The sequence below is a fragment of the Pseudomonas sp. A6 genome (genome assembly GCF_052367875.1).
In the GTDB taxonomy this organism is placed as follows: Bacteria; Pseudomonadota; Gammaproteobacteria; order Pseudomonadales; family Pseudomonadaceae; genus Pseudomonas; species Pseudomonas citronellolis.
Window position 1 is genome coordinate 6,071,683 of sequence record NZ_CP198970.1, and the last position, 25,445, is coordinate 6,097,127.

A 25,445-nucleotide genomic window follows, 5' to 3' on the forward strand; every position below is an offset into this window, starting at 1 on the left:
TTCCCATAGACTTTGAGGGAATAGTCGAATGTGCATTAGATATAAGGACCTATGTCTATACATAGGAGCGTTACTATCTGCATTTTCAAGCATGGTAAACGCCAGCACTAACGCCGAGTGCCCTAAAGAAGCTGGCTACGAAAAATATAGCGAAGTAAGATTTGAAAAATCAGTAGTTTGCATAACAAACAACAACAGGTTAGCAAAATTAATAATAAAAAATGCGAACCCCGCCCAAACAGTAACGGAAAACACCACATTAATAGAGCCATCTGACATACAAGAGAAAACAGTTCACCTTGAGAAAATTAACAACCAGGCAAACCTATACTTTGAATACCCAAACAACATATACCTTATAGCTATAGATGTGAACAATACAAAATTAATTTATGCCACTCACTCAATAAAGGTCCCAGCATCAAGCGAAAATCTAGCCAATTCAGAGCTCACTCTAAAAACAGAAAATCAATTCTTAGAGCCAGCCAGTATAAAAAGCATCACAAAGGATTTCTTGTTCAACAGCAGTAAGTTAGAGCTTTCATCTGAAACAAGACTAAAAATCACATCAAAAAAAGCTCTGCTTTGGGACTCAGCGACGGCTGAAACCCCGACAAAAATGTATTTGACAAAAGGAGATATAGTCAGCGCCACAGAATATAAGAATGGGAAACTAAAAATAAAACATATAACAGCCAAAGGAAAAGAAATCGAGAAATGGATAAAAATCTCCGTCATCCTGTAATACAAAGCACCGTATTTCATGGCTAAAAAATAATACATATAAAGCTAATGCTTTATCCAAGTACACAGTCCGCTAACTCAGATCATAAGCAATTCTTCCTCTTTATCTGTCTAGTAGGGTGATGTGACACTGTTGAGAGCAATGATTAACATGTCAAAACCTATAGTTACGTCTATCATCTTAGCTCTCTCGGTTTACACTTGTGAATCCAAGGGAATGACTGGCACACCAGAGTTACTAAAAGGAGTGGACACCCAAGTCATGCTGGATAACTGGAGCGATCATGCAAAAACATGGCAAAAGATAACATTCAAAGACCAACGAAAGCAGTTCCTGATATACAAGAAAGAGCAATCCCCAGAACATAGCAGTATAGAGGACACAAAAGAACTCTTCTCTATATTTGGCGAATCACTCTCTCCAAGTAAAAAAATCCTTACTCTCCAGCGCGGAGAAACTGGGACAAAGTATCTTGAAGATGGGTCAACGAAAGAAACTGAATTATCACACTGCGAAATTATCAACATGAACAACGGTTGCGTCATGCAGTCAAGATCTGCAGCGTATTGCACTGGACAATGGACATCCAATGATGAGTGGATAGACCAAACCTCAGGAGGTGGTCAACAACCGCTAGTACTGGAGGCTCCATCTCCTGTACAGCTAAAAGAAAAGATAGCAAAAATTTCCGACTAAGAAACAAAGAACCTATCTTTCTCCTTTCACCACTTCTAATATAAGCCTCAGCATGCCACTTCCTAAAACAGCTATTATTTTTAGTTTTATTTTCACTTCTTGCGCGCAGGCACAGGAAGTAATCTTCAGTCCGTCACCTGGGAATTCAATAACGCTAATCACACAGAATTCCACCATAAAAATAAAAAATGAAACAAACTTGAAGAATAGCAGGACCATCGACTTCGATACAGAAAAGCAACTTCATATTGACGTGGAAGACTATAATTTTGACGGACTTCCCGACTTTGCTATTTGGTACTTGGACGATGGTATGGGCTCGTATTCTATACACAGAGTATTCATCTACAGTTCAAAGAGCAATGATTTCCATGAAACATTTCCAAGATGTGGCGACGAATTTATAAATTTGAAAAAAGCTCAAAAAAACAATCATTAATCAGCACATATTTTGAGAAAAACATGCCTAAGACATGTAGAACAACATTCAGAAGAAATGAATAAATGGTTTTTTATGCAACCGCCTCATTTCTGAGAGATTTACAGTTTTCGCATAGCGGGAGAAGATTCATTCTCTCTCCCTTACTAACCAGACCGAACCAACACAGTAAAAGTACATCATCCCCTTCAGCCCACGGTCTCTCCTACTCCTGGCCAGCCCCCCACCAACCGGCCTGATGACCTGCCCTTCTCTCCCTCCGCTCGCCTACTATCAACCCCATCGATCATCATCATCAGCTCAAACGAATTCATATCGTTTTTCACCGATATATAGTTCGTTCCCAAGCGATACACACAAAGGCAGCGATGAGCGAAGCACTGAACCTCGATGAAATCTTCAAGGCCCTGGCCCACCCCGTGCGGCGCGACATGCTGCGCTGGCTGAAGGAGCCGGAGCGCTATTTCGACGAGCAGGAACACCAGCCTTTCTCCATCGGCGTCTGCGCCGGGAAGTTCGACCAGCGCACCGGGTTGTCGCAATCCACCGTCTCGGCGCATCTGGCCACCCTCCAGCGCGCCGGCCTGGTGACCAGTCGGAAAATCGGCCAGTGGCACTTCTTCAAACGCAATGAAGACACCATCGCGGCCTTTGTTCGCCACTTGAGCGAAGCGCTGTAGCCGCAGCGAACTGCCTAGAACGTCCCACTTTCTTCCAGGAGCAGGCGCATGCCCCTTCCGCTTCTCGTCCTCGCTTTGTCCGCGTTCGCCATCGGCACCACAGAATTCGTCATCATGGGGCTGCTGCCGGACGTGGCCGGCGACCTCGCGGTGTCCATCCCCAGCGCCGGCTGGCTGGTCAGCGGCTATGCCTTCGGCGTGGCCATCGGCGCGCCCATCATGGCGCTGCTGACCGCCAAGCTGCCGCGCAAGCGCGCGCTGCTGATGCTCATGGGCATCTTCATCCTCGGCAACTTCCTCTGCGCCGTCGCCGCCAGCTACGGCATGCTGATGCTGGCGCGGATCGTCACCGCGCTGTGCCATGGCGCCTTCTTCGGCATCGGTTCGGTGGTCGCCGCCGGCCTGGTGCCGGCCAACCGCAGGGCTTCCGCCGTGGCGCTGATGTTCACCGGGCTGACCCTCGCCAACGTGCTCGGCGTGCCCCTGGGCACCGCACTGGGCCAGGTCGCCGGCTGGCGCTCGACCTTCTGGGTGGTGACGGTGATCGGCGTGTTCGCGCTCATCGGCCTGTGGCGCATCCTGCCCGCCGGGCACGACGAGGAGGCCGTGGACCTGCGCCAGGAAGCCGCGGCCCTGCGCAGCGGCCAGCTGTGGCTGGCGCTGGCCACCACCGTGCTGTTCTCCGCCGCGGTGTTCGCCCTGTTCACCTACGTCGCGCCGCTGCTCGGCGAGGTCACCCAGGTGTCACCGCGCGGCGTGACCTGGACCCTGGTGCTGATCGGCCTGGGCCTGACCTTCGGCAACATCCTCGGCGGCCGCCTCGCCGACTGGCGCCTGGGCACCACCCTGGCCGGGGTGTTCGCCACCATGGCCGTGGTTTCCGCGGCGCTGAGCTGGACCAGCCACTCGCTGCTGCCGGCCGAGATCACCCTGTTCGTCTGGGCCGCGGCCGCCTTCGCCGCCGTGCCGGCCCTGCAGGTCAACGTGGTGCGCGTCGGCCAGGCCGCGCCGAATCTCGTCGCCACCCTGAACATCGGCGCCTTCAATGTCGGCAACGCCATCGGCGCCTGGGTCGGCGGCAGCGTCATCGACCATGGCCTGGGGCTGACCCGCGTGCCCCTGGCCGGCGCCCTGCTCGCAGTACTGGCGCTGATCGCGGTGATGATCGCCTTCAGCGGCAAGCCCAACCAGGCGCAGCCCGTCCTGGACTGAACCTATCGAACATCCACCGAACCCTCACCGAACATCCCGTAACGGAGCACCGCAGCAATGACCACGCTCTTCGACCCGATTACCCTCGGCGACCTGCAACTGCCGAACCGCATCATCATGGCCCCGCTGACCCGCTGCCGCGCCGACGAGGGCCGCGTGCCCAACGCGCTGATGGCCGAGTACTACACCCAGCGCGCCGACGCCGGCCTGATCCTCAGCGAAGCCACCTCGGTGACGCCCATGGGCGTCGGCTACCCCGACACCCCCGGCATCTGGTCCGACGACCAGGTGCGCGGCTGGAGCAACGTGACCAAGGCCGTGCACGCCAACGGCGGGCGCATCATGCTGCAGCTGTGGCACGTCGGCCGCATCTCCGACCCGCTGTACCTGAACGGTGAAACGCCGGTGGCGCCCAGCGCCATCAAGCCGGCCGGGCACGTCAGCCTGGTGCGCCCGATCAAGGAGTTCGTCACCCCGCGCGCGCTGGAGACCGAGGAGATCGCCGACATCGTCGAGGCCTACCGCCAGGGCGCCGAGAACGCCAAGGCCGCCGGCTTCGACGGCGTGGAGATCCACGGCGCCAACGGCTACCTGCTCGACCAGTTCCTGCAGAGCAGCACCAACCAGCGCACCGACCAGTACGGCGGCTCCATCGAGAACCGCGCGCGCCTGCTGCTGGAAGTCACCGACGCCGCCATCGAAATCTGGGGCGCCGGCCGCGTCGGCGTGCACCTGGCGCCACGCATGGACTCCCACGACATGGGCGACGCCGATCCGCTGGCGACCTTCGGCTACGTGGCCCGCGAACTGGGCAAGCGCGGCATCGCCTTCATCTGCACCCGCGAGAAGGAAGGCCCCGACAGCATCGGCCCGAAACTGAAGGAAATCTTCGGCGGCCCGTACATTGCCAACGAGCGCTTCACCAAGGCCAGCGCCAACGCCTGGCTGGCCAGCGGCAAGGCGGACGCGGTGGCCTTCGGCATCCCCTTCATCGCCAACCCGGACCTGGTGGAGCGTCTGGCCAAGGATGCGCCGCTGAACGAAGCGCATCCGGAAACCTTCTACGCCAAGGGGCCGGTCGGCTATCTGGACTACCCGCGGTTGTAAGGACAGGGCATGAAGAAAAGGGCGCCTTCGGGAGGCGCCCTTTTCGTTTGTGGCGGATATGTTGCCAACTGCGCCGGCGCGCTTTTCGTAGGATGGGTTGAGTTTGCGAAGGGCCTAGAGCCCCTCTCCCCAACCCTCTCCCTGAAGGGAGAGGGAGCTTGTCCGTGCCGAGAGAAAGTATGGTTTCTGCTGGAAACTACAGTACCAACCGGCTGACTCGGGAAAACCAGGCCACACCGAACGGCCCCTCTCCCTTCAGGGAGAGGGGGCTTGTCCGTGCCGAGAGAAGGTATGGTTTCTGCTGGAAACTACTGTGCCAACCGGCTAACTCGGGAAAACCAGGCCGCACCGAACGGTCCCCTCGCCCTTCAGGGAGAGGGTTAGGGAGAGGGAACGGAGCCAACCCAAAGCACGAAAACCATCGGTGAATACCATTACAAACCATGTAGGAGCGCGCCCTGCGCGCGAATCGCGGGCAGGGCCCGCTTCTACACGGGGCTCAGCGGTTGGTCAACTGCTGCTGGAGGTTCTGCACCTGCGCCTGCAGCGCGTTGATGTTGCGCGTGACCTGGGCGCGGAAGGCGTCGAACTCGGCGGTGCTGCCGCCCTGCTGGCCCTGCTTGCCTTCGACTTCGCTGCGCAGGATCAGCAGGTCGTCCTGGATGCTCTTGATCGACGGGCTCTGGTCGCCGCGCTTCTTCAGTGCAGCGATGTCGGCGCTCAGGCTCTGGATCTGCGTGTTGGCGGTGGCCAGGTCGCCCTGCAGGCTCTTCACCTTGGCCTGTTCGTCGGCCAGCGACTTGATCTTGCCGTCGAGCTGGGCGATCAGTTGCGCGGCGCTGTCCTGCTGGGCCTTGAGTTCGCTGTTCAACTGGTCGAGGCGCTTGGCTTGCTGGCCGTCGATCTGCGACAGCGAGTCCTGCTGCTGGCGCGCCTGGTCGGCGAGCCGGCCTTGCAGCTGCTTGACCTGCAGCTTGAGCTGCTCGCGCTCGCTGGTCACCGAGGACTCGTTCTGGACGAACTTGCCGCGGATATCGTCGAGGCGGCCGGCGGCTTCCTCGCTGATCTTGGCGAAGCTTTCCTGGGTGGCGATCAGTTGCTGCTCCATCAGCGTCAGTTGCTGGTGGCTCCACCAGGCCACGCCGCCGAGGGCGATGGCCATGGCCGCCACCAGCGCCCACAGCGGGCCGGTGCTGCCGCCCTGGGCCTTGGGCTGGGGCGCCAGGCGCTTGCCGTCGGGCTCGTAGACGCGGCGCGGATGGTGGCCGAACTCGTCGCGGTCGGCGGCGTCGGTGGTCAGGCTGGGCACATCGTCGAAGTCGTCGAAACTGTCGTTACGCATGAAGGAAACCTGTGGGGGAAAGCGGCATGGCGCCTGCGCAGGGCGCAGTATATCCGTTCGCGCCGACGGCTTGGACAGCGCGCCATCGGGGGGCGCGGCGCACCGCGGCGGCGCGCACGGGCCCTGGCAGAGACCACGCCGGCGCGGCCGGGGTTCCCGCCAGGCCGCGGAAATAATGGCAAGGCGACAGTATGGCATATGCCTTGCTCTGCCTCCGCACCGGCGCCGCCCTGGCGCCCACTGCGGGGGAGGGAGTTGGGTGATCGAATTCAACAAGGCCATCCTGGACTGCATGCGCGAACTGCGCCGCCGTCTGCGCGAGGAACAGGCGCTGGACATCCAGTTCCAGCAGGCCGATGCCATCGCGCTCATGCTGCGCGCCTGCGAGGGCTCCAGCCGGGACGATACCCGCGAGCTGGGCCAACGCCTCAGCGAGCTGAGCGGCGTGCGCCTGCCGCGGGTGGTGCAGGAGCCGAGCTTCCTGCCCAGCGAGTCCGGGCAGCGGCATTACTCGGGGCCGTTGCGCGGGTGACGGCGGGGTCGAGTGCAGCAGGATCCCGGGCGATGGGTTTCGCTGCGCTCTACCCATCCTACGAAAGCCGCGACGGATGCTTCAGAGCCCGCTGGCTTTCCACCAGTCGCAGAACTCGTCCACCGCGTCCCACAGGCTGGCGCGCGGCTCGTAGCCGAGGAACTGGCGGGCGCGGCTGATATCCAGGCTGAAGTCCTTGGCCAGCACCGCCATGCCCATGCGCGTGAGCACCGGCTCGGGACGGCCCGGGCGCAGGTAGCAGAGGCCTTCATTCAGCGCCGCCACCGACCAGGCCAGGGGATAGGGCATGTGCGCGGTCACCGGCGGCAGGTCGAGGCGGCGCATCACGTAGTTGACCACGTCCCACAGCGGCACCGGCTGGCCGTTGCTGATGTTGTAGGCCTGGCCGAGCGCGGTGCCGGTGACCAGCAGCGCGCTGAACAGGGCATCGTTGAGGTTCTGCACGCTGGTGAAGTCGACCTTGTTCAGGCCCTTGCCGATGATCTTCAGCTTGCCCTTGCGCTGTGCCGCGATCATCCGCGGGAAGATGCTGGTGTCGCCGGCGCCGGTGACGAAGCGCGGGCGCAGCGCCAGCACCTCCAGGCCGAACTCGGCGGCGCCCAGGGCGACCTTCTCCGACTGGTACTTGGTGGCGCCGTAGTGGTTGGCGAAGCGCGTCGGCACCTGGTCCTCGTTCAGGCCGACGTGGGCGCGGCCGTCGAAGTAGATCGACGGCGAGGACAGATGCACCAGGCGCCGCACGCCCTGTTTCAGGCAGGCCTCGACCACGCTTTCGGTCATCACCACGTTGGCCTGGTGGAAGTGTTCGTAGGAGCCCCACACGCCTACCGCGCCGGCGCAGTGCACCACCGCATCGACGCCCTCGCACAGGCGCCGCACCAGGGCCGCGTCCGCCAGGTCGCCCGGCATGAACTCCGCGCCCCGCCGCACCAGCGGCTCCAGGGCCTCGGCGCGACGGCCGTTGACGCGCACCGCCAGGCCCTGTTCCAGGGCGAAGCGGGCGAAACGCCCGCCGATGAACCCGCTGGCGCCGGTGACCAGAATCTTCATGCACGCACCTCTATAGTTGTTGTCTGCCGACTCTAGCAGGCCACCCGCCCGGCCACGCTGGCCGCGCACGCCAGAACGGCGTCCTTGCGAGCCGCCCGACTCGCGGCCGGGTGACAGCCGGCGCCGAGGCCGGTTAGAACCCCGACGATCCTTCCCCGTTCCCTGTGCGAGGCCCCGAATGAGCAAGCCCTACTGGATGATCTACGGCGCCAACGGCTACACCGGCCGCCTGGTGGCCGAGGAGGCCCGACGCCAGGGCCTGAGCCCGCTGCTGGGCGGGCGCGATCCCGCCGCCGTGCAGGCGCTGGGCAGCGTGCTGGGCCTGGAGTGCCGGGTATTCGGCGCCGAGGGCGCGGGCGCGGCCCTGGCCGACGTCGCCGTGCTGGCCAACTGCGCCGGGCCCTTCTCCGCCACCGCCGCGCCCCTGCTGGAGGCGTGCCTGGCCAATGCCACGCACTACGTCGACATCACCGGCGAGATCGGCGTCTTCGAACACGCCCACGGCCTGGATGAACGCGCCCGCGCCGCCGGCTGCGTGGTCTGCCCCGGCGTCGGCTTCGACGTCATCCCCACCGACTGCGTCGCCGCCTGCCTGGCCGAGGCCCTGCCCGATGCAACCCAACTGGCGCTGGGCTTCGACACCGGCAGCGGGCTCTCGCCGGGCACCGCCGCGACCACGGTGGAAGGCCTGAAGCTGGGCGGCAAGGTGCGCCGCGACGGCCGCCTGGTGGAGGTGCCGCTGGGCTACAAGCGCCGCGACATCGACTTCGGCCGCGGCCTCAAGCATGCCGTGAGCATTCCCTGGGGCGACGTCGCCACCGCCTTCTACAGCACCGGCATCCCCAACATCGAGGTGTACCTGCCAGCGCCGCCGCTGGCGGCCATGGGCATGCGCCTGATCGACCCACTGCGCCCGCTGCTCGGCCGCGACGGCGTCCAGCACTGGCTCAAGCGCCAGATGCAGCGGCGCGTGAAGGGCCCCGACGAGCAGGCGCGCGGCCGGTTGCGCACCTGGGTCTGGGGCGAGGTGCGCAACGGCCGCGGCGAGCGGCGCACCGCGCGCCTGGAGACCGCCAACGGCTACGACGTCACCGTGCACGGCGTGCTCCTGGCTGTGCGCCACCTGCTCGGCCACGACGGCCCCGGCGGCTACTTCACGCCCTCGCAGCTGTTCGGCCCGCGCTGCGTGGAGGCCCTGCCGGGCAGCGGGCGCATCGTCATCCGCGGCTGATCGGCACCAGGCTGGCGGCGGCCCGGCGCAGCAGGTGGGCGGTCAGCGCGGCGAGCAGCTCGCCGCCGTTGCGCCAGTGGTGCCAGTACAGCGGCACGTCGATGACCTGGCCCGGCAGCAGTTCCACCAGTTCGCCGCGGGCCAGCTCGCCCTGCACCTGCTGCTCCGGCACCAGGCCCCAGCCCAGGCCGCCGCAGGTCATGCGCACGAAGCCCTCGGACGAGGGGCACAGGTGGTAGATGAAGGTGCCGTCCACGCCGAGGTCGGCGAGGTAGCGGTGCTGCAACTGGTCATCCGGGCCGTAGACGATCGCTGGCGCCCGTGCCAGCGCCTCGGCGCGCACCCCCTTGGGGAAGTGCCGGGCAACGAACGACGGGCTGGCCAGGCCGCGGTAGCGCATCGCCCCCAGCGGCTCGCTGCGCGCCCCCGCCACCGGCCGCGGGCTGGCGCACAGGCAGCCGGCCACCTCGCCGGCGCGCATGCGCTTGAGACCCACCTCCTGGTCTTCCACCACCAGGTCCAGCAGCACCCGGCGCTCGGCGCAGAAGTCACCGATGGCAGCGGCCCACCAGGTCGCCAGGCTGTCGGCGTTGAGCGCCAGGCGCAGGCGCTCGGGCGAGCCGCCTTCGTCCAGCGCCGGCACCCACTGCTGCAGGTCGCCCTCCAGCAGGCGCACCTGCTGCACGTGGTTGAGCAGGCGGCGGCCCAGCTCGGTGGGCTGCGGCCGCGCCGCGCGCACCAGCACCGGCTGGCCGACGCGCGCTTCGAGCAGCTTGATGCGCTGCGAGATCGCCGACTGCGACAGGCCCAGGGCCTGGGCGCCGCGTTCGAAGCCGCCCTGCTCCACCACCGCCGCCAGGGCGGCCAGCAACTTGTAGTCGAACATCAGTTTTCCTAATGAGCCATCAACAGGATTCGTTTTCCTTATACAGGCACAACCCCCAGACTCGCCAGGCATTCCCCCTCGAACCCGCCCACCGGAGCCCGACCATGCCTGGCCTGACCCTCCCCGTTCCTTCGCTGCCCCGCCAGCGCCCCAGCCGCCAAGGGAGGGCCTGAACATGTGGCAGAGCTACCTCAACGGCCTGCTGGTGGCCGCCGGCCTGATCATCGCCATCGGCGCGCAGAACGCCTTCGTCCTGGCCCAGAGCCTGCGCCGCGAGCATCACCTGTCGGTGGCCGCGCTCTGCGTGCTGTGCGACGCCGTGCTGGTCAGCGCCGGGGTGTTCGGCCTGGCCAAGGTGCTGGCGGAGAACCCGACGCTGCTGGCCGTGGCCCGCTGGGGCGGGGTGATCTTCCTGACCTGGTACGGCGCCAAGGCGCTGCGCCGCGCCATCGCCCCGCAGGCCATGGGCGAGGCCGGGCAGACCGGCCCGCGCTCGCGCCGCGCGGTGCTGATGGCGGCGCTGGCGGTGACCCTGCTCAACCCCCACGTGTACCTGGACACCGTGCTGCTGATCGGCTCCCTCGGCGCCCAGCAGGCCGCCCCCGGCGCCTACGCCATGGGCGCCGCCAGCGCCTCGCTGCTGTGGTTCTTCACCCTGGCCCTGGGCGCCGCCTGGCTCGCGCCCTGGCTGGCGCGTCCGGCCACCTGGCGGCTGGTCGACCTGATGGTGGCGGTGATGATGCTCGGCATGGCCAGCCAACTGGTGCTGGCTAGCTGAACGTCGGCGGGACGAAAAAACGAACGTCGAACGGTCATCACAGTCAGCTATAGCGAATCGCGGCGAACGCCCTGCGCCGCGCAGCGATGGGCCTTTGCCCCTACAGTTGCTGCGTGGATATGCCGGGGGGCGGGTGCTATGATCCGACCTTCGCGGCGCCAGCCTGCTAGGCCTGCTGGACGCACCCGACGCGCGCCTCGCTCTGCGGAGCAGGGGCGCTACGTACGGATGCCGCGACAATAACCGAACCGGCCCCGTGTACCGGTCGCGCGTTCGCCGCGCTAGCCCTGACCTGAGGAAGATAGGAGAGACACCATGGCTTTCGAATTGCCGCCGCTGCCTTACGCCAAGAACGCCCTTGAGCCGCACATTTCCGCGGAAACCCTCGAGTACCACCACGACAAGCACCACAATGCCTACGTCGTGAACCTGAACAACCTGATCCCGGGCACCGAGTTCGAAGGCAAGAGCCTGGAAGACATCGTCAAGACCTCTTCGGGCGGCATCTTCAACAACGCCGCCCAGGTGTGGAACCACACCTTCTACTGGGAATGCCTGGCTCCCAACGGCGGTGGCCAGCCCACCGGCGCCCTGGCCGACGCCATCAACGCCGCCTTCGGTTCCTTCGACAAGTTCAAGGAAGAGTTCACCAAGACCGCCATCGGCACCTTCGGCTCCGGCTGGGCCTGGCTGGTGAAGAAGGCCGACGGTTCCCTGGCCCTGGCCAGCACCATCGGCGCCGGCAACCCGCTGACCAGCGGCGACGCCCCGCTGCTGACCTGCGACGTGTGGGAACACGCCTACTACATCGACTACCGCAACCTGCGTCCGAAGTACGTCGAAGCCTTCTGGAACCTGGTCAACTGGGACTACGTGGCGAAGAACTTCGCTGCCTGATACCCTCGGTTGCTCCGCGGAAACCCGGCCTGAAGCCGGGTTTCTGCTTTCTGCGCGCCAGAAGGACAAGGCTCGGCTAACCTGAGAGTCGGATTTGGTCGGAAAAAGGGTGATGGCCCTTTGACGTCAAAGCTCCGTTTGCCAATACTCAGACCTGTCTTTCGCCGGATGGCGATGAACAAGGAAAGCACCCTTGAAACTGGACCCCCGGCACAGGCTCTCCCTCAAGCTGCTGCGCGTCGTACTGCTCGCGGCGCTGGTGGTGGGTGTCGTCCTGAGTTGCGCGCAGATCGTCTTCGACGCCCACAAGGCGCGGCAGGCGGTGCACAACGATGCCCAGCGGATCCTCGCCATGGTCCGCGACCCGTCCACCCAGGCGGTCTACAGCCTGGACCGCGACATGGCCATGCAGGTGCTCGAAGGCCTGTTCCAGCATGAAGCGGTGCGCTACGCCGCCATCGGCCACCCCGACGAACCCATGCTGGCGGAGAAATCCCGCCCGCTGCTGGACTCCCCCACCCGCTGGCTCACCGACCCCATCCTCGGCCCCGAGCAGCACTATTCCATCCGCCTGGTCGGCCGCGGCGAGCCCGGCGAGTACTACGGCGACCTGAAGATCACCCTGGACACCGCGCCCTACGGCCAGGACTTCGTGGTCACCTCGGTGATCATCTTCCTCTCCGGCATCCTCCGCGCCCTGGCCATGGGCCTGGTGCTGTTCCTGGTCTACCACTGGCTGCTGACCAAGCCGCTGTGGCGCATCATCGACCACCTCACCAGCATCAACCCCGACCGCCCCGGCGAGCACAAGCTGCCGATGCTGGCCGGCCACGAGCACAATGAACTGGGGTTGTGGATCAACACCGCCAACCAGTTGCTGGAATCCATCGAGCGCAACGGCCACCTGCGCCGCGAGGCGGAGAACAGCCTGCTGCGCATCTCCCAGTACGACTTCCTCACCGGCCTGCCGAACCGCAAGCTGCTGCAGCAGCGCCTGGACCAGATCCTTTCCGACGCCGGCCGCGAGGAGCGCCGCGTGGCGGTGCTGTGCCTGGGCCTGGACGACTTCAAGGGCATCAACGAGCAGCACGGCTACCAGTTCGGCGACCAGTTGCTGATCGCCCTGGCCGACCGCCTGCGCGGCCACAGCGCCCAGCTCGGCGCCCTGGCGCGCCTGGGCGGCGACCAGTTCGCCCTGGTCCAGGCCGACATCGAGCAGCCCTACGAGGCGGCGGAACTGGCCCAGCAGATCCTCGACGACCTGGAGCTGCCCTTCCAGCTCGACGAGCAGCCGGTGCAACTGCGCGCCACCATCGGCATCACCCTCTACCCCGAGGATGGCGAGAGCACCGAGAAGCTGCTGCAGAAGGCCGAGCAGACCATGACCCTGGCCAAGACCCGCTCGCGCAACCGCTACCAGTTCTACATCGCCAGCGTCGACAGCGAGATGCGCCGCCGCCGCGAGCTGGAGAAGGACCTGCGCGAGGCGTTGTCGCGCAACGAGCTGCACATCGTCTACCAGCCGCAGGTGGACTACCGCGACCACCGCGTGGTCGGCGTCGAGGCCCTGCTGCGCTGGCAGCACCCGACCCAGGGCTGGGTCGCGCCGGACCTGTTCATCCCCCTGGCCGAGCAGAACGGCAGCATCTTCGCCATCGGCGAATGGGTGCTCGACCAGTCCTGCAAGCAACTGCGCGAATGGCACGACCAGGGCTTCGACGACCTGCGCCTGGCGGTCAACCTGTCCACCGTGCAGCTGCGCCACAACGCCCTGCCCAGGGTGGTCAGCAACCTGTTGCAGATCCACCGCCTGCCGCCGCGCTCGCTGGAGCTGGAAGTCACCGAGACCGGCCTGATGGAAGACATTTCCACCGCCGCCCAGCACCTGCTCAGCCTGCGCCGCGCCGGCGCGCTGATCGCCATCGACGACTTCGGCACCGGCTATTCCTCGCTCAGCTACCTGAAGAGCCTGCCGCTGGACAAGATCAAGATCGACAAGAGCTTCGTCCAGGACCTGCTGCAGGACGACGACGACGCCACCATCGTCCGGGCCATCATCCAGCTGGGCAAGAGCCTGGGCATGCAGGTCATCGCCGAGGGCGTGGAGACCATCGAGCAGGAGGCCTACATCATCGACCAGGGCTGCCACGAGGGGCAGGGCTACCTGTACAGCAAGCCGCTGCCGGCGCGCGAGCTGACCCTCTATCTGAAGCAGGCGCGGCGCCTGGCCGAGGCCGCCGGCAGCTCCAGCATCGAACGCCGCTGATCCCCCCGCTGTGAAGGCTGCTGGCAAATCGCAAGCGCGGCCTTTTCAAAAATGCAAATCTTTCGCATTATGTTGCCGCTTTCGTTGCGCACACCTTTTTGCGCCACCCTCATGCTAAGGAACCCGCCATGACTCGTATGCCCTGGGCCACCGCCAGCCTGCTGGCCATCGCTATCTCCCTCGCCGGCTGCGGCGACGACAAGAAAGAAGCTTCCGCCCCGGCCAGCCAGGCCGCCACCCCGGCCGCCAGCACCCAGAGCGCCGCCCCGGCCGCCGCCAAGGTCGACGAGGCCGCGGTCAAGGCCGTGGTGAAGAACTACGCGGACATGGCGGAGGCCGTCTTCAGCGACTCCCTGACTACCGCCCAGGCCCTGCAGAAGGCCGTCGACGCCTTCCTCGCCAAGCCCAGCGAAGAAACCCTCAAGGCCGCCCGCGAGGCCTGGCTGGCCGCGCGCGTGCCCTACTCGCAGAGCGAAGCCTTCCGCTTCGGCAACAAGGTGGTCGACGACTGGGAAGGCGCGGTCAACGCCTGGCCGCTGGATGAAGGCCTGATCGACTACGTCGCCAAGGACTACCAGCACGCCGAGGGCAACCCGGCCGCCAGCGCCAACATCGTCGCCAACACCGAGATCCAGGTCGGCGAAGACAAGATCGACGTCAAGGAAATCACCGGCGAGAAGCTGGCCAGCCTGAACGAAGTGGCCGGCTCCGAAGCCAACGTCGCCACCGGCTACCACGCCATCGAGTTCCTCCTCTGGGGCCAGGACCTCAACGGCACCAAGCCCGGCGCCGGCAACCGCCCCTACACCGACTACGTCCAGGGCAAGGACTGCACCAACGGTCACTGCGACCGCCGCGCGGCCTACCTGAAAGCCGTCACCGACCTGCTGGTGGCCCAGCTGGAAGAAATGGTCGGCAACTGGAAGGCCGGCGTCGCCGACAACTACCGCGCCAAGCTGGAAGCCGACGGCGCCGACGCCAACCTGCGCAAGATCTTCTTCGGCATGGGCAGCCTGTCCCTGGGCGAGCTGGCCGGCGAGCGCATGAAGGTGGCCCTGGAAGCCAACTCCACCGAAGACGAGCACGACTGCTTCAGCGACAACACCCACCACACCCTGTACTTCAACGCCGAAGGCATCCGCAACATCTACCTGGGCGAGTACAAGCGCGTGGATGGCAGCGTGGTCAAGGGCCCGAGCGTGGCCGACCTGGTGGCCAAGGCCGATGCCCAGGCCAACACCGACCTGAAGGCCGACCTCGACGCCACCCAGGCCAAGATGCAGGCCATCGTCGACCGCGCTGAGAAGGATGGCGTGCACTTCGACCAGATGATCGCCCCGGCCGACGAGGCCGACCACAAGATCATCAGCGACACCATCGCTTCCCTGGTCAAGCAGACCGGCGCCATCGAGAAGGCCGCCGCCGCCCTGGGCATCCAGGACCTGAAACCGGACAACGCCGATCACCAGTTCTGATCGACGCCCGCGCTGCGGCAACCGGCCGCAGCGCACTCCGGCTAACCCAAGGCCCCGCGAACCGGGGCCTTGGCGTTTCATCCGGGCCACACGGCAATAGCGAATACAAATTTTTCATATTTGCATTTGCCCAACTGCTAAGATGGCCCGCCCGTTTTTCAGCCTGGATCGCCTCGATGTACCGCCGTCCAACCGCAGCCCTCGCCGCCCTGCTCGCTACCCTTGCCCTCGCCGGCTGCGGTCGCGAAGAGCCCAAGGCGGTGGCCGAACCGGGCGAGGCCCTGTCCGGCGGCGGCGCCACCGTGTACCAGGCCGACCGCAACGCCTACTCCATGCCCTCGGGCAACCTCACGCCCAGCCGCCGCCTGGACTTCAGCGTGGGCAACAGCTTCTTCCGCAACCCCTGGGTGATCGCGCCCACCACCACCACCGCGCGCGACGGCCTGGGGCCGCTGTACAACACCAACGCCTGCCAGAACTGCCACATCAAGGACGGCCGCGGCCATCCGCCGGGGCCCAAGGACATCAACGCGGTGTCCATGCTGGTGCGCCTGTCGATTCCCGCCGGCGCCGAGGACGCACGCACCCTCAAGCGCCTGGGCGTGGTGCCCGAGCCGGTCTACGGCGGCCAGCTGCAGGACTCGGCGATTCCCGGCGTGGCCCCCGAGGCGCGGGTGCGCATGGACTACGAACCGCTGAAGGTGAGCTTCAAGGACGGCACCGAAGTCGAGCTGCGCAAGCCGATCCTGCGCCTCACCGAACTGGGCTACGGCCCCATGCACCCGGACACCCTGTTCTCCGCCCGCGTCGCCCCGCCGATGATCGGCCTGGGCCTGCTGGAGGCCATCCCCGAAGCGGCGATCCTGGCCAATGCCGACGCCGAGGACCGCAACGGCGACGGCATCCGCGGCCGCGCCAACCGCGTCTGGGACGACGCCCGCCAGCAGACCGTGCTCGGCCGCTTCGGCTGGAAGGCCGGGCAGCCCGACGTGGCGCAGCAGAACGCCCACGCCTTCTCCGGCGACATGGGCCTGACCAGCCCCCTGCTGCCCAGCGACGACTGCACCGAGGCCCAGGTCGACTGCCGCCAGGCCGTCGACGGCGGCAAGCCCGAGGTCAGCCAGCGCATCTTCGATCAGGTCGCCTTCTACGCGCGCAACCTCGCGGTGCCGGCGCGGCGCAAGGTCGACGACCCGCAGGTGCTGGCCGGCAAGGCGCTGTTCCACCAGGCCGGCTGCGCCGGCTGCCACACCCCGAAGTTCACCACCGGGCCCGACGCCGCCGAGCCGGAACTGGCCAACCAGGTGATCCGCCCCTACAGCGACCTTCTACTACATGACATGGGCGAGGGACTCGCGGACAATCGCCCGGAATTTCTCGCCAGCGGACGCGACTGGCGCACCCCGCCGCTGTGGGGCATCGGCCTGACCGAGGTGGTCAACGGCCATACCCAGTTCCTCCACGACGGGCGCGCGCGCAACCTGCTGGAAGCCGTGCTCTGGCACGGCGGCGAGGCCGAGGCGGCCAGGCAGCGGGTACTGGCCTTCGACGCCGCGCAGCGCAGTGCCCTGCTGGACTTCCTGAATTCACTCTAAGGAGCCGAACATGTTCCGCCCCCGACTACTGCTCACCAGCCTCGCCATCGCCCTGGGCGCCTGCTCGCCGCAGGACCCGCAGGCGACCACCAGCGCCGCGCTGGCCCAGCAGGTGATCCTGCCGGCCTACAGCCGCTGGGTCGACGCCGACCGCGCCCTGGCCGCCAGCTCCCTGGCCTTCTGCCAGGGCAAGGAAGAGCTGGCCAAGGCTCGCGCCGATTTCGTCGCCGCGCAGAAGGCCTGGGCCGAGCTGCAGCCGCTGCTGATCGGCCCGCTGGCCGAGGGCAACCGAGCCTGGCAGGTGCAGTTCTACCCGGACAAGAAGAACCTGGTGGCGCGCCAGGTCGAGCAACTGCTCAACGGCGACGCGCAGATCACCCCCGCCACCCTGGCCAAGTCCAGCGTGGTGGTGCAGGGCCTGACCGCCTACGAATACATCCTCTTCGACGCCAGGATCGACCTGGCCGACGCCGCCACCCGCGCGCGCTACTGCCCGCTGCTGGAAGCCATCGGCGAGCACCAGCAGGCCCTGGCCCAGGACATCCTGACGCGCTGGAAGGCCGACAACGGCATGCTCGCGCAGATGAGCAAGTTCCCCAACGAGCGCTACGCCGACGCCCACGAGGCCATCGCCGAGATGATGCGCGTGCAGGTCACCGCCCTGGACATGCTGAAGAAGAAGCTCGGCACCCCGCTGGGCCGCCAGAGCAAGGGCATCCCGCAGCCGTTCCAGGCCGAAAACTGGCGCAGCGACATCTCCCTGGCCAGCCTGGAGTCCAGCCTGAACGGCGCCGAGGCGCTGTGGAAGGGCACCGACGGCAAGGGCCTGCGCACCCTGCTGCCGAGCGAGCAGAAGGACCTGGCCGGCAAGATCGACGCCGCCTACGCCGACGTCCACGGCAAGTTCGCCGCGCTCAAGCAGCCCCTGGGCGAACTGCTCAAGGACGACGCCGGGATCAAGCAACTCAACGAGCTGTACGACAGCCTGAACGTGGTCCACCGCCTGCACGAGGGCGAGCTGGCCAAGGCATTGAACGTGCAGTTGGGCTTCAACGCCAACGACGGCGACTGACCAGTCGAGCGTCGGCCATGCGTCGTTGGACAGACACGTCGAATTGCTCATTTGCAGATGCAAACTCCGCATTCGCCGTGTCTCTCCGCCTAGCCTGGCTCTAGCTCGCCGGATCAGGGGTGAATGAAGTGAAAGAGGTGAACGCCATGCTGCGACGTCACGTGATCGGCCTGGGCAGCCTGCTGCTCGGCGCCCTCTCCTTCGGCGGCTGGACGCTGTCGCGCAAGGGCAAGGAGCCCCTGCTGCTGTCCGCCCGCGACGACGCGGATGGCAAGCACTACGCGGTGGGCTACCGCCTGGACGGCAGCTGCGCGTTCGCCACCGAAGTGGGCCTGCGCTGCCACGCCATCGTCCAGCACCCGACGCTGCCGCTGGCGCTGTTCGTGGCCCGTCGCCCGGGGCGCCAGAGCTACCTGGTGAGCCTGGAGGACGGCCGCCTGCTGCAGACCCTGGACTCGCAGGCGGACCGCCACTTCTACGGCCACGGCGTGTGGCACAAGGACGGCGAGTGGCTCTACGCCACCGAGAACGACACCACCGACCCGGGCCGCGGCCTGCTCGGCATCTACCGCTTCGACGGCGAGAAGCTGGCGCACGCCGGTGAAGTACCGACCCACGGCCTGGGCCCCCACGAAGTGGCCTGGCTGCCCGACGGCGAAACCCTGGTGGTGGCCAACGGCGGCATCCGCACCGAGGCCGAAAGCCGGGTGGAAATGAACCTCGACGCCATGGAACCGAGCCTGGTGCTGATGCGCCGCGACGGCTCGCTGGTCTCCAAGGAAACCCTGGCCCAGCAGATGAACAGCGTGCGCCACCTGGCCATCGCCGCCGACGGCACCATCGTCGCCTGCCAGCAGTTCATGGGCGACGCCCACGAGGCCGCCGACCTGCTCGCCATCAAGCGCCCCGGCCAGCCCTTCCAGCCTTTCCCGCTGGGCGAGGAACAGCGCCAAGCCATGGTCCAGTACACCGCCAGCGTGGCGGTGCACGACGAACTGCGCCTGGTGGCCCTGACCGCGCCGCGCGGCAACCGCTTCTTCATCTGGGACCTGGACAGCGGTGCCCTGCGCCTGGACGCGCCGCTGCCCGACTGCGCCGGCGTCGGCGCGGTGAAGGACGGCTTCGTGGTCACCTCCGGCCAGGGCCGCTGCCGCCTCTACGACTGCCGCGGCGAGAAGATCGCCGCCGAGCCGCTGCAACTGCCGCCGGCGTTCTGGGACAACCACCTGCACCTGGCCTCCTGAACCGCGCAGGGCCGCGCTAAATCCTCCGCGAGGGGAAACGTCCTGCAATCAAGGCACTTTGACGCGGCAGCGAACTCCGTCTAATGTGCGCACTTCTGCCCCGCAACGGGGCATTCCCGCCAGGCTCCGGGAACCTATGCAGTCCCGCGAAGGCAGGGCCGGTCATACAGGAACGGGCCCCTCGCAGCGCAGAGCCGCCAGGCACTTACCAAGGAACAGGAACATGTTGCGCCGCATGCTGATCATGCTCGGCGCGGTCGCCGTCATAGTCGCGGTGCTCGCCGGCTCCAAGTACTTCTCCATCCAGAAGCAGATCGCCCAGTTCACCGCGCCGCGCCCGCCGGTCAGCGTCACCGCGGTCAAGGCCGAGGAACTCACCTGGCAGAGCCGCCTGCCGGCCATCGGCACCCTGCGCGCCAACCAGGGTGTGGTGCTCACCGCCGAAGCCTCGGGCACCGTGCGCCAGGTGCTGTTCGCCTCCGGCGAGAAGGTCCGCGTCGACCAGCCCATCGTGCAACTGGAGAACGACGTCGAGGCCGCCACCCTGCGCACCGCCGAGGCCGACCTCAACCTGGCCCAGGTGGAGTTCGAGCGCGGCCGCAGCCTGGTCGGCCGCCAGGCCATATCCAAGAGCGAGTTCGACCGCCTGGCCGCGCAGTTGCAGCGCTCCAGCGCCACGGTCGCGCAGCTCAAGGCGGCGCTGGCGAAGAAGCGTGTGCTCGCCCCCTTCGGCGGCACCATCGGCATCCGCCAGGTGGACGTCGGCGACTACGTCTCGCCGGGCACGCCCATCGCCACCCTGCAGGACCTTTCCACCCTGCTGGTGGACTTCTTCCTGCCGGAACAGGACTTCCCCCGCCTGCAGGTCGGCCAGCGCGTGCTGGTCACGGTCGCGGCCTACCCGGGCCAGGTGTTCGAGGCGCGCATCCAGGCGCTGAACCCGCGGGTGGACAACGAGACGCGCAACCTGCAGGTGCGCGCCGGCATGGCCAACCCCGACGGCAAGCTGCTGCCGGGGATGTTCGCCAGCCTCGAGGTGCAGTTGCCGGAAACCGCGCAGCGCGTGGTGGTGCCGGAAACCGCCATCGCCTTCACCCTGTACGGCAACTCGGTGTACGTGGTGGGGCCGAAGCAGGACAAGGACGGCAAGCCGCAGAACGATACCAAGGGCCAGCCGCTGCTGGCCGTGGAGCGCCGCTTCGTCAAGGTCGGCGAGCGCCGCGAAGGCAAGGCGGTGATCCTCGACGGCCTGAAGGTCGGCGACCAGGTGGTGACCAGCGGCCAGCTCAAGCTGGACAGCGGCACCCCGGTGGCCATCGTCGACGACGTGCACTGAGCCGCAACCCAAGCACCAGGGCGGCCCGCGCGGCCGCCGAACCCCGCCCGGCCACGGCCGCGCGGGCGCAATGACAAAGGACTGGAACCATGGCCTTTACCGATCCCTTCATCCGCCGCCCGGTGCTGGCGACGGTGGTCAGCCTGCTGATCGTCCTGCTCGGCATGCAGGCCTTCAGCCGCCTGGTGATCCGCGAATACCCGCAGATGGAGAACGCGCTGATCACCGTCACCACCTTCTACGCCGGGGCCAACGCCGAGACCATCCAGGGCTACATCACCCAGCCGCTGCAGCAGAGCCTGGCCAGCGCCGAGGGCATCGACTACATGACCTCGGTGAGCCGGCAGAACTACTCGGTGATCTCCATCTACGCGCACATCGGCGCCAACACCGACCGCCTGGTGACCGAGCTGCTGTCGAAGATCGGAGAGGTGAAGACGCAGCTGCCGCCCGACGCCGAGGACCCGGTGCTGGACAAGGAAGCCGCCGACGCCTCGGCGCTGATGTACATCAGCTTCTACAGCGAGCACATGGACAACCCGCAGATCACCGACTACCTGTCGCGGGTGATCCAGCCCAAGCTCGCCACCCTGCCGGGCATCGCCGAGGCCGAGATCCTCGGCAACCAGGTGTTCGCCATGCGCCTGTGGCTGGACCCGGTGAAGATGGCCGCCTACGGCATCACCGCCAGCGACATCGACGACGCCGTGCGCAAGTACAACTTCCTCTCCGCCGCTGGCGAGGTGAAGGGCGAGCTGGTGGTCACCAGCGTCAACGCCGCCACCGACCTGAAATCGCCGCAGGCCTTCGCCGCCATCCCGCTGAAGACCCTCGGCGATCGCCGCGTGCTGATGAGCGACGTGGCGCGGGTGGAACTGGGCGCGGCCAGCTACGACTCGGTCAGCTCGTTCAACGGCATCCCCTCGGTGTACATCGGCATCAAGGGCACGCCCAGCGCCAACCCGCTGGACGTGATCAAGGAAGTCCGCGCCAAGATGCCCGAGCTGGAGGAGCAGCTGCCGCCGGACCTGAAGGTGTCCATCGCCTACGACGCCACGCGCTTCATCCAGGCCTCCATCGACGAGGTGGTGAAGACCCTCGGCGAGGCCATCCTCATCGTCATCGTGGTGGTCTTCCTGTTCCTCGGCGCCTTCCGCTCGGTGCTGATCCCGGTGGTGACCATCCCGCTGTCGATGATCGGCGTGCTGTTCTTCATGCAACTGATGGGCTACTCCATCAACCTGCTGACGCTGCTGGCCATGGTGCTCGCCATCGGCCTGGTGGTGGACGACGCCATCGTGGTGGTGGAGAACATCCACCGCCACATCGAGGACGGCAAGTCGCCCTTCCAGGGCGCCATCGAAGGCGCCCGGGAAATCGCCGTGCCGGTGGTCACCATGACCATCACCCTGGCCGCGGTGTACGCCCCCATCGGCTTCCTCAGCGGCCTGACCGGCGCGCTGTTCAAGGAGTTCGCCTTCACCCTGGCCGGCGCGGTGATCATCTCCGGGGTAGTGGCGCTGACGCTGTCGCCGATGATGTGCTCGCGCCTGCTGCGCCACGATGAGAACCCCAGCGGCCTGGCGCATCGCCTGGACCTGCTCTTCGAAGGCCTGAAGCGGCGCTACCAGCGCAGCCTCCACGCCACCCTGGACAATCGCCCGGTGGAGCTGGTGTTCGGCGCGCTGGTACTGGCGATCATCCCGCTGCTGCTGGTGTTCACCCACAAGGAACTGGCGCCGGAGGAAGACCAGGGCATCGTCTTCCTCATGGCCAACGCGCCGCAGACCGCCAACCTGGACTACCTGAACAAGTACACCAGCGAGTACGAGCGCATCTTCCGCACCTTCCCCGAGTACTATTCGGCGTTCCAGATCAACGGCTACAACGGTGTGCAGAGCGGCATCGGCGGCATGCTGCTCAAACCCTGGGACGAACGCGAGCGCAGCCAGATGGAGCTGCTCCACGCGGTGCAGGCAGAGCTGGACAAGATCCCCGGCCTGCAGATCTTCGGCTTCAACCTGCCGTCGCTGCCGGGCACCGGCGAGGGCCTGCCATTCCAGTTCGTGATCAACACCGCCAGCGACTACGAGTCGCTGCTGCAGGTGGCCGAGCGGGTGAAGAAGCGCGCCGAGGAATCCGGCAAGTTCGCCTTCCTCGACCTCGACCTGGCCTTCGACAAGCCGGAGCTGGTGGTCGACATCGACCGCGCCAAGGCGGCGCAGATGGGCGTGTCCATGCAGGACCTGGGCATCACCCTGGCCAGCCTGCTGGGCGAGGGCGAGATCAACCGCTTCACCATCGACGGGCGCAGCTACAAGGTGATCGCCCAGGTCGAGCGGCGCTTCCGCGAGAACCCCGAATGGCTGGGCAGCTACTACGTGAAGAACGGCCGCGGCGAACTGCTGCCGCTGTCCACCGTGGTGACTCTCCACGAGCGCGCACGGCCGCGCCAGCTCAACCAGTTCCAGCAGCTGAACTCGGCGATCGTCTCCGGCGTGCCGCTGGTGAGCATGGGCGACGCCATCGACAGCGTGAAGCAGATCGCCGAGCAGGAGTCGCCGCGCGGCTTCGCCTTCGACTACGCCGGCGCCTCGCGGCAGTTCGTTCAGGAAGGCAACGCGCTGCTGCTGACCTTCGGCCTGGCCCTGGCGGTGATCTTCCTGGTGCTGGCCGCGCAGTTCGAGAGTTTCCGCGACCCGCTGGTGATCATGGTCACGGTGCCGCTGTCGATCTGCGGCGCGCTGGTGCCGCTGTTCCTCGGCCTGTCGAGCCTGAACATCTACACCCAGGTGGGCCTGGTGACGCTGATCGGGCTGATCAGCAAGCACGGCATCCTCATCGTCGAGTTCGCCAACCAGCTGCGCCACGAACGCGGCCTGGGCGTGCGCGAGGCGGTGGAGGAAGCCGCGGCCATCCGCCTGCGCCCGGTGCTGATGACCACCGCGGCCATGGTCCTGGGGGTGATCCCGCTGCTGCTGGCCACCGGCGCCGGCGCGGTGAGCCGCTTCGACATCGGCGTGGTGATCGCCACCGGGATGACCGTGGGCACGCTCTTCACCCTGTTCGTGCTGCCGTGCGTGTACACGCTGGTGGCGAAGAAGGACCTGGCGCCAGAGGGCGAGCCGACACCGGCGCATTGAACGAAAAAGCCCCGCAGCAGCGGGGCTTTTTCTTTGCCGGCCTTGCGGCCGGATCGCGGACGGAGTCCGCTCCTACGGGGGAATGGCGTGGGTGGGGTGGCGTAGGAGCGGACTCCGTCCGCAATGGCCCGGCCCCAGCCACGGTGCTGGCCGGGGCATAACAGCCTACGCCGGCTGCCGCTGCATCCCGCCCCTGTCCTGACCGGACTCGCGCTGCAGGCTCCAGTTCTGCAGGTGCTCGCGGCTCTGGCGGTAGGGCTTCAGGCCCATGCCCAGCAGCACCACGCCGCCCAGCAGCGCCAGGCTGGTGACGATCAGCAGCGAGTAGCGCAGCGCCATGTCGTCGTGGAACACGAAGTCGGTGACCAGCGCCACCGCGGTGGGGCCCACGCCCAGGCCGAACAGGGTGACCACGAACAGGTAGATGGCCGAGGCCTGGCCGCGCATGGAGTTGGGCATGATCTCCTGGATCGCCGCCGGCGCCACGCCGAAGGGCATGCTCAGGCAGAACACCGTGGGCGCCATCAGCAGGGCCACCAGGTTGGCGTCGTCCAGCAGCGGGAAGGTCACCGACAGCGGCAGCGCCAGGCAGGCCGCCAACAGGCCCACGCGCATGTTGGCGTCGGTCCTGCCGCGCTTGGCCCAGCGGTCGGCCAGGCGCCCGCCGAAGACGATGCCCAGGCAGCCGAACACCGCCACTATGCTGCCGTACACCACGCCGACGTGGCCGGCGTCCCAGCCGTAGGTGCGGACGAAGAAGGTCGGCACCCAGGCGCCGCTGCCGTAGCTGGCGAAGGAGATGCAGGCAAAGCCGAAGTTGTGGCAGATCACCGTCCTGCGGTTGGCCCGCAGGTAGGCGCCGACCTCGCGCATCGGCACCTCGACGCCAGCGCCCACGCCGTGGCGCTGCGGCTCCTTCACCGCCAGCATCAGCAGGGTGAAGAGCACCCCGGCGGCGCCGAGGAGCAGGAAGATCAGCTGCCAGGGGCGCACTTCGCCGAACAGCGGCAGATGCACGTCGCCCTGGGCCGAGGCGAACTTGATCACCAGCCCGCCGAGCAGGAAGGCCAGCCCGGAGCCCAGGTAGATGCCCATGGAATAGACGCTGATGGCAGTGGCCCGGCGCTGCGCCGGGAAGCTGTCGGCGATCAGCGAATAGGCCGCCGGCGACAACGCCGCCTCGCCGACGCCGACGCCGACGCGGAACAGCAGGAACTGCCAGTACTGCCGGGCCAGGCCGCAGGCCGCGGTCATGGCGCTCCAGATCAGCACGCCGACGGTGATCAGCCCGCGCCGGCTGCGGCTGTCGGCCATGCGCCCGAGGGGGATGCCGCAAAGGGTGTAGAAGAGCGCGAAGGACAGCCCCATGAGCAGACTCATCTGGGTGTCGCTGATGGCCAAGTCACGGCGGATCGGCCCGACCAGCAGGTTGAGGATCTGCCGGTCGATGAACGACAGGACGTAGGCGACCATGAGGATCGCCACCGTGGACCAGGCCACGGCACTGGAGGGGTAGCCGTTGTTGTTATTGTGCATGCCGAACTCCTGTTCGCCGCCAACGCGGCCAGAGCGAAGGGGTGGAGTGCAGCTTAGGCAAGCGAGGGGGAAGCTGGCGCGCACTATCAGGCTGCTGAATGCGAGTGGGGGCCTCTGGATGATAAGGCGGAGGCTTTTCGTAGGAGCGAGCTTGCTCGCGAA

The 25,445-nt window shown here is 66.0% G+C and carries 21 protein-coding genes; 17 read left to right on the forward strand and 4 right to left on the reverse strand.

Going from position 1 to position 25,445, the window contains the following annotated elements:
• Positions 1 to 91: 91 nt before the first annotated feature.
• From ACTWJ5_RS26615 to ACTWJ5_RS26640, 6 genes are all read left to right on the forward strand, one after another.
• Positions 92 to 745, forward strand: a complete 654-nt coding sequence (locus ACTWJ5_RS26615) for a hypothetical protein (RefSeq protein WP_444436865.1) — start codon at positions 92 to 94, stop codon at positions 743 to 745.
• 261 nt (positions 746 to 1,006) lie between these two features.
• Positions 1,007 to 1,441 carry a hypothetical protein gene (locus ACTWJ5_RS26620; protein ID WP_256512754.1) on the forward strand — a complete coding sequence of 145 codons (435 nt, stop codon included), beginning with the start codon at positions 1,007 to 1,009 and terminating at the stop codon, positions 1,439 to 1,441.
• Between the two features lie 52 nt (positions 1,442 to 1,493).
• A complete protein-coding gene (locus ACTWJ5_RS26625) occupies positions 1,494 to 1,880 on the forward strand; it encodes an XAC2610-related protein (RefSeq protein ID WP_444436866.1) in 387 nt (128 codons plus the stop codon).
• Positions 1,881 to 2,248: 368 nt separating this feature from the next.
• Positions 2,249 to 2,560 (forward strand): ArsR/SmtB family transcription factor, encoded by a 312-nt coding sequence (locus ACTWJ5_RS26630; protein ID WP_444436867.1) that lies wholly within the window; start codon positions 2,249 to 2,251, stop codon positions 2,558 to 2,560.
• 48 nt (positions 2,561 to 2,608) lie between these two features.
• Entirely contained in the window at positions 2,609 to 3,772 is a 1,164-nt protein-coding gene (locus tag ACTWJ5_RS26635) for an MFS transporter (protein ID WP_301500212.1), read from the forward strand.
• A 57-nt stretch (positions 3,773 to 3,829) separates the two neighbouring features.
• Positions 3,830 to 4,879, forward strand: a complete 1,050-nt coding sequence (locus tag ACTWJ5_RS26640) for an alkene reductase (RefSeq protein WP_256512756.1) — start codon at positions 3,830 to 3,832, stop codon at positions 4,877 to 4,879.
• 499 nt (positions 4,880 to 5,378) lie between these two features.
• Here the strand turns inward: ACTWJ5_RS26640 and ACTWJ5_RS26645 are convergent, their stop codons facing one another.
• The gene (locus ACTWJ5_RS26645; RefSeq protein ID WP_301500214.1) at positions 5,379 to 6,221 is read right to left on the reverse strand and encodes an ATPase; all 843 of its coding nucleotides are present in this window, start codon (positions 6,219 to 6,221) and stop codon (positions 5,379 to 5,381) included.
• Between the two features lie 262 nt (positions 6,222 to 6,483).
• Here ACTWJ5_RS26645 and ACTWJ5_RS26650 point away from each other — a divergent pair, with 262 nt between their 5' ends.
• The gene (locus ACTWJ5_RS26650) at positions 6,484 to 6,753 is read left to right on the forward strand and encodes a hypothetical protein (RefSeq protein WP_074982337.1); all 270 of its coding nucleotides are present in this window, start codon (positions 6,484 to 6,486) and stop codon (positions 6,751 to 6,753) included.
• Between the two features lie 81 nt (positions 6,754 to 6,834).
• Here ACTWJ5_RS26650 and ACTWJ5_RS26655 read toward each other — a convergent pair whose 3' ends face one another.
• Positions 6,835 to 7,824 (reverse strand): NAD-dependent epimerase/dehydratase family protein, encoded by a 990-nt coding sequence (locus ACTWJ5_RS26655; RefSeq protein WP_444436868.1) that lies wholly within the window; start codon positions 7,822 to 7,824, stop codon positions 6,835 to 6,837.
• A 178-nt stretch (positions 7,825 to 8,002) separates the two neighbouring features.
• Here ACTWJ5_RS26655 and ACTWJ5_RS26660 point away from each other — a divergent pair, with 178 nt between their 5' ends.
• Positions 8,003 to 9,055, forward strand: coding sequence for a saccharopine dehydrogenase family protein (locus tag ACTWJ5_RS26660; RefSeq protein ID WP_444436869.1), 1,053 nt, complete (start codon positions 8,003 to 8,005; stop codon positions 9,053 to 9,055).
• On the opposite strand, the gene ACTWJ5_RS26665 is transcribed toward ACTWJ5_RS26660, so the two are convergent.
• Positions 9,042 to 9,941: a LysR family transcriptional regulator ArgP gene (locus ACTWJ5_RS26665; RefSeq protein ID WP_253391440.1), complete on the reverse strand. Its 900-nt coding sequence runs from the start codon at positions 9,939 to 9,941 to the stop codon at positions 9,042 to 9,044. The genes ACTWJ5_RS26660 and ACTWJ5_RS26665 overlap by 14 nt on opposite strands.
• Positions 9,942 to 10,116: 175 nt before the next feature.
• Between ACTWJ5_RS26665 and ACTWJ5_RS26670 the strand changes: the two genes are divergently transcribed.
• From ACTWJ5_RS26670 to ACTWJ5_RS26710, 9 genes are all read left to right on the forward strand, one after another.
• Positions 10,117 to 10,719: a LysE/ArgO family amino acid transporter gene (locus ACTWJ5_RS26670; RefSeq protein WP_074982323.1), complete on the forward strand. Its 603-nt coding sequence runs from the start codon at positions 10,117 to 10,119 to the stop codon at positions 10,717 to 10,719.
• Positions 10,720 to 11,034: 315 nt separating this feature from the next.
• A complete protein-coding gene (sodB, locus tag ACTWJ5_RS26675) occupies positions 11,035 to 11,616 on the forward strand; it encodes a superoxide dismutase [Fe] (protein WP_074982322.1) in 582 nt (193 codons plus the stop codon).
• Positions 11,617 to 11,809: 193 nt separating this feature from the next.
• A complete protein-coding gene (locus tag ACTWJ5_RS26680; RefSeq protein WP_074982320.1) occupies positions 11,810 to 13,882 on the forward strand; it encodes a putative bifunctional diguanylate cyclase/phosphodiesterase in 2,073 nt (690 codons plus the stop codon).
• A 128-nt stretch (positions 13,883 to 14,010) separates the two neighbouring features.
• Entirely contained in the window at positions 14,011 to 15,357 is a 1,347-nt protein-coding gene (locus ACTWJ5_RS26685; protein ID WP_074982318.1) for an imelysin family protein, read from the forward strand.
• Positions 15,358 to 15,533: 176 nt separating this feature from the next.
• The gene (locus ACTWJ5_RS26690; protein WP_444436870.1) at positions 15,534 to 16,952 is read left to right on the forward strand and encodes a di-heme oxidoreductase family protein; all 1,419 of its coding nucleotides are present in this window, start codon (positions 15,534 to 15,536) and stop codon (positions 16,950 to 16,952) included.
• A gap of 10 nt (positions 16,953 to 16,962) precedes the next feature.
• Positions 16,963 to 18,024: an imelysin family protein gene (locus tag ACTWJ5_RS26695; RefSeq protein ID WP_444436871.1), complete on the forward strand. Its 1,062-nt coding sequence runs from the start codon at positions 16,963 to 16,965 to the stop codon at positions 18,022 to 18,024.
• Between the two features lie 146 nt (positions 18,025 to 18,170).
• A complete protein-coding gene (locus tag ACTWJ5_RS26700) occupies positions 18,171 to 19,268 on the forward strand; it encodes a DUF1513 domain-containing protein (protein ID WP_444436872.1) in 1,098 nt (365 codons plus the stop codon).
• A 223-nt stretch (positions 19,269 to 19,491) separates the two neighbouring features.
• Positions 19,492 to 20,604 (forward strand): efflux RND transporter periplasmic adaptor subunit, encoded by a 1,113-nt coding sequence (locus tag ACTWJ5_RS26705; RefSeq protein WP_261747712.1) that lies wholly within the window; start codon positions 19,492 to 19,494, stop codon positions 20,602 to 20,604.
• An 89-nt stretch (positions 20,605 to 20,693) separates the two neighbouring features.
• Positions 20,694 to 23,747 (forward strand): multidrug efflux RND transporter permease subunit, encoded by a 3,054-nt coding sequence (locus tag ACTWJ5_RS26710; protein ID WP_444436873.1) that lies wholly within the window; start codon positions 20,694 to 20,696, stop codon positions 23,745 to 23,747.
• Between the two features lie 165 nt (positions 23,748 to 23,912).
• Here the strand turns inward: ACTWJ5_RS26710 and ACTWJ5_RS26715 are convergent, their stop codons facing one another.
• Positions 23,913 to 25,283 carry a spinster family MFS transporter gene (locus ACTWJ5_RS26715; RefSeq protein WP_074982309.1) on the reverse strand — a complete coding sequence of 457 codons (1,371 nt, stop codon included), beginning with the start codon at positions 25,281 to 25,283 and terminating at the stop codon, positions 23,913 to 23,915.
• Between the last annotated feature and the right edge of the window lie 162 nt (positions 25,284 to 25,445).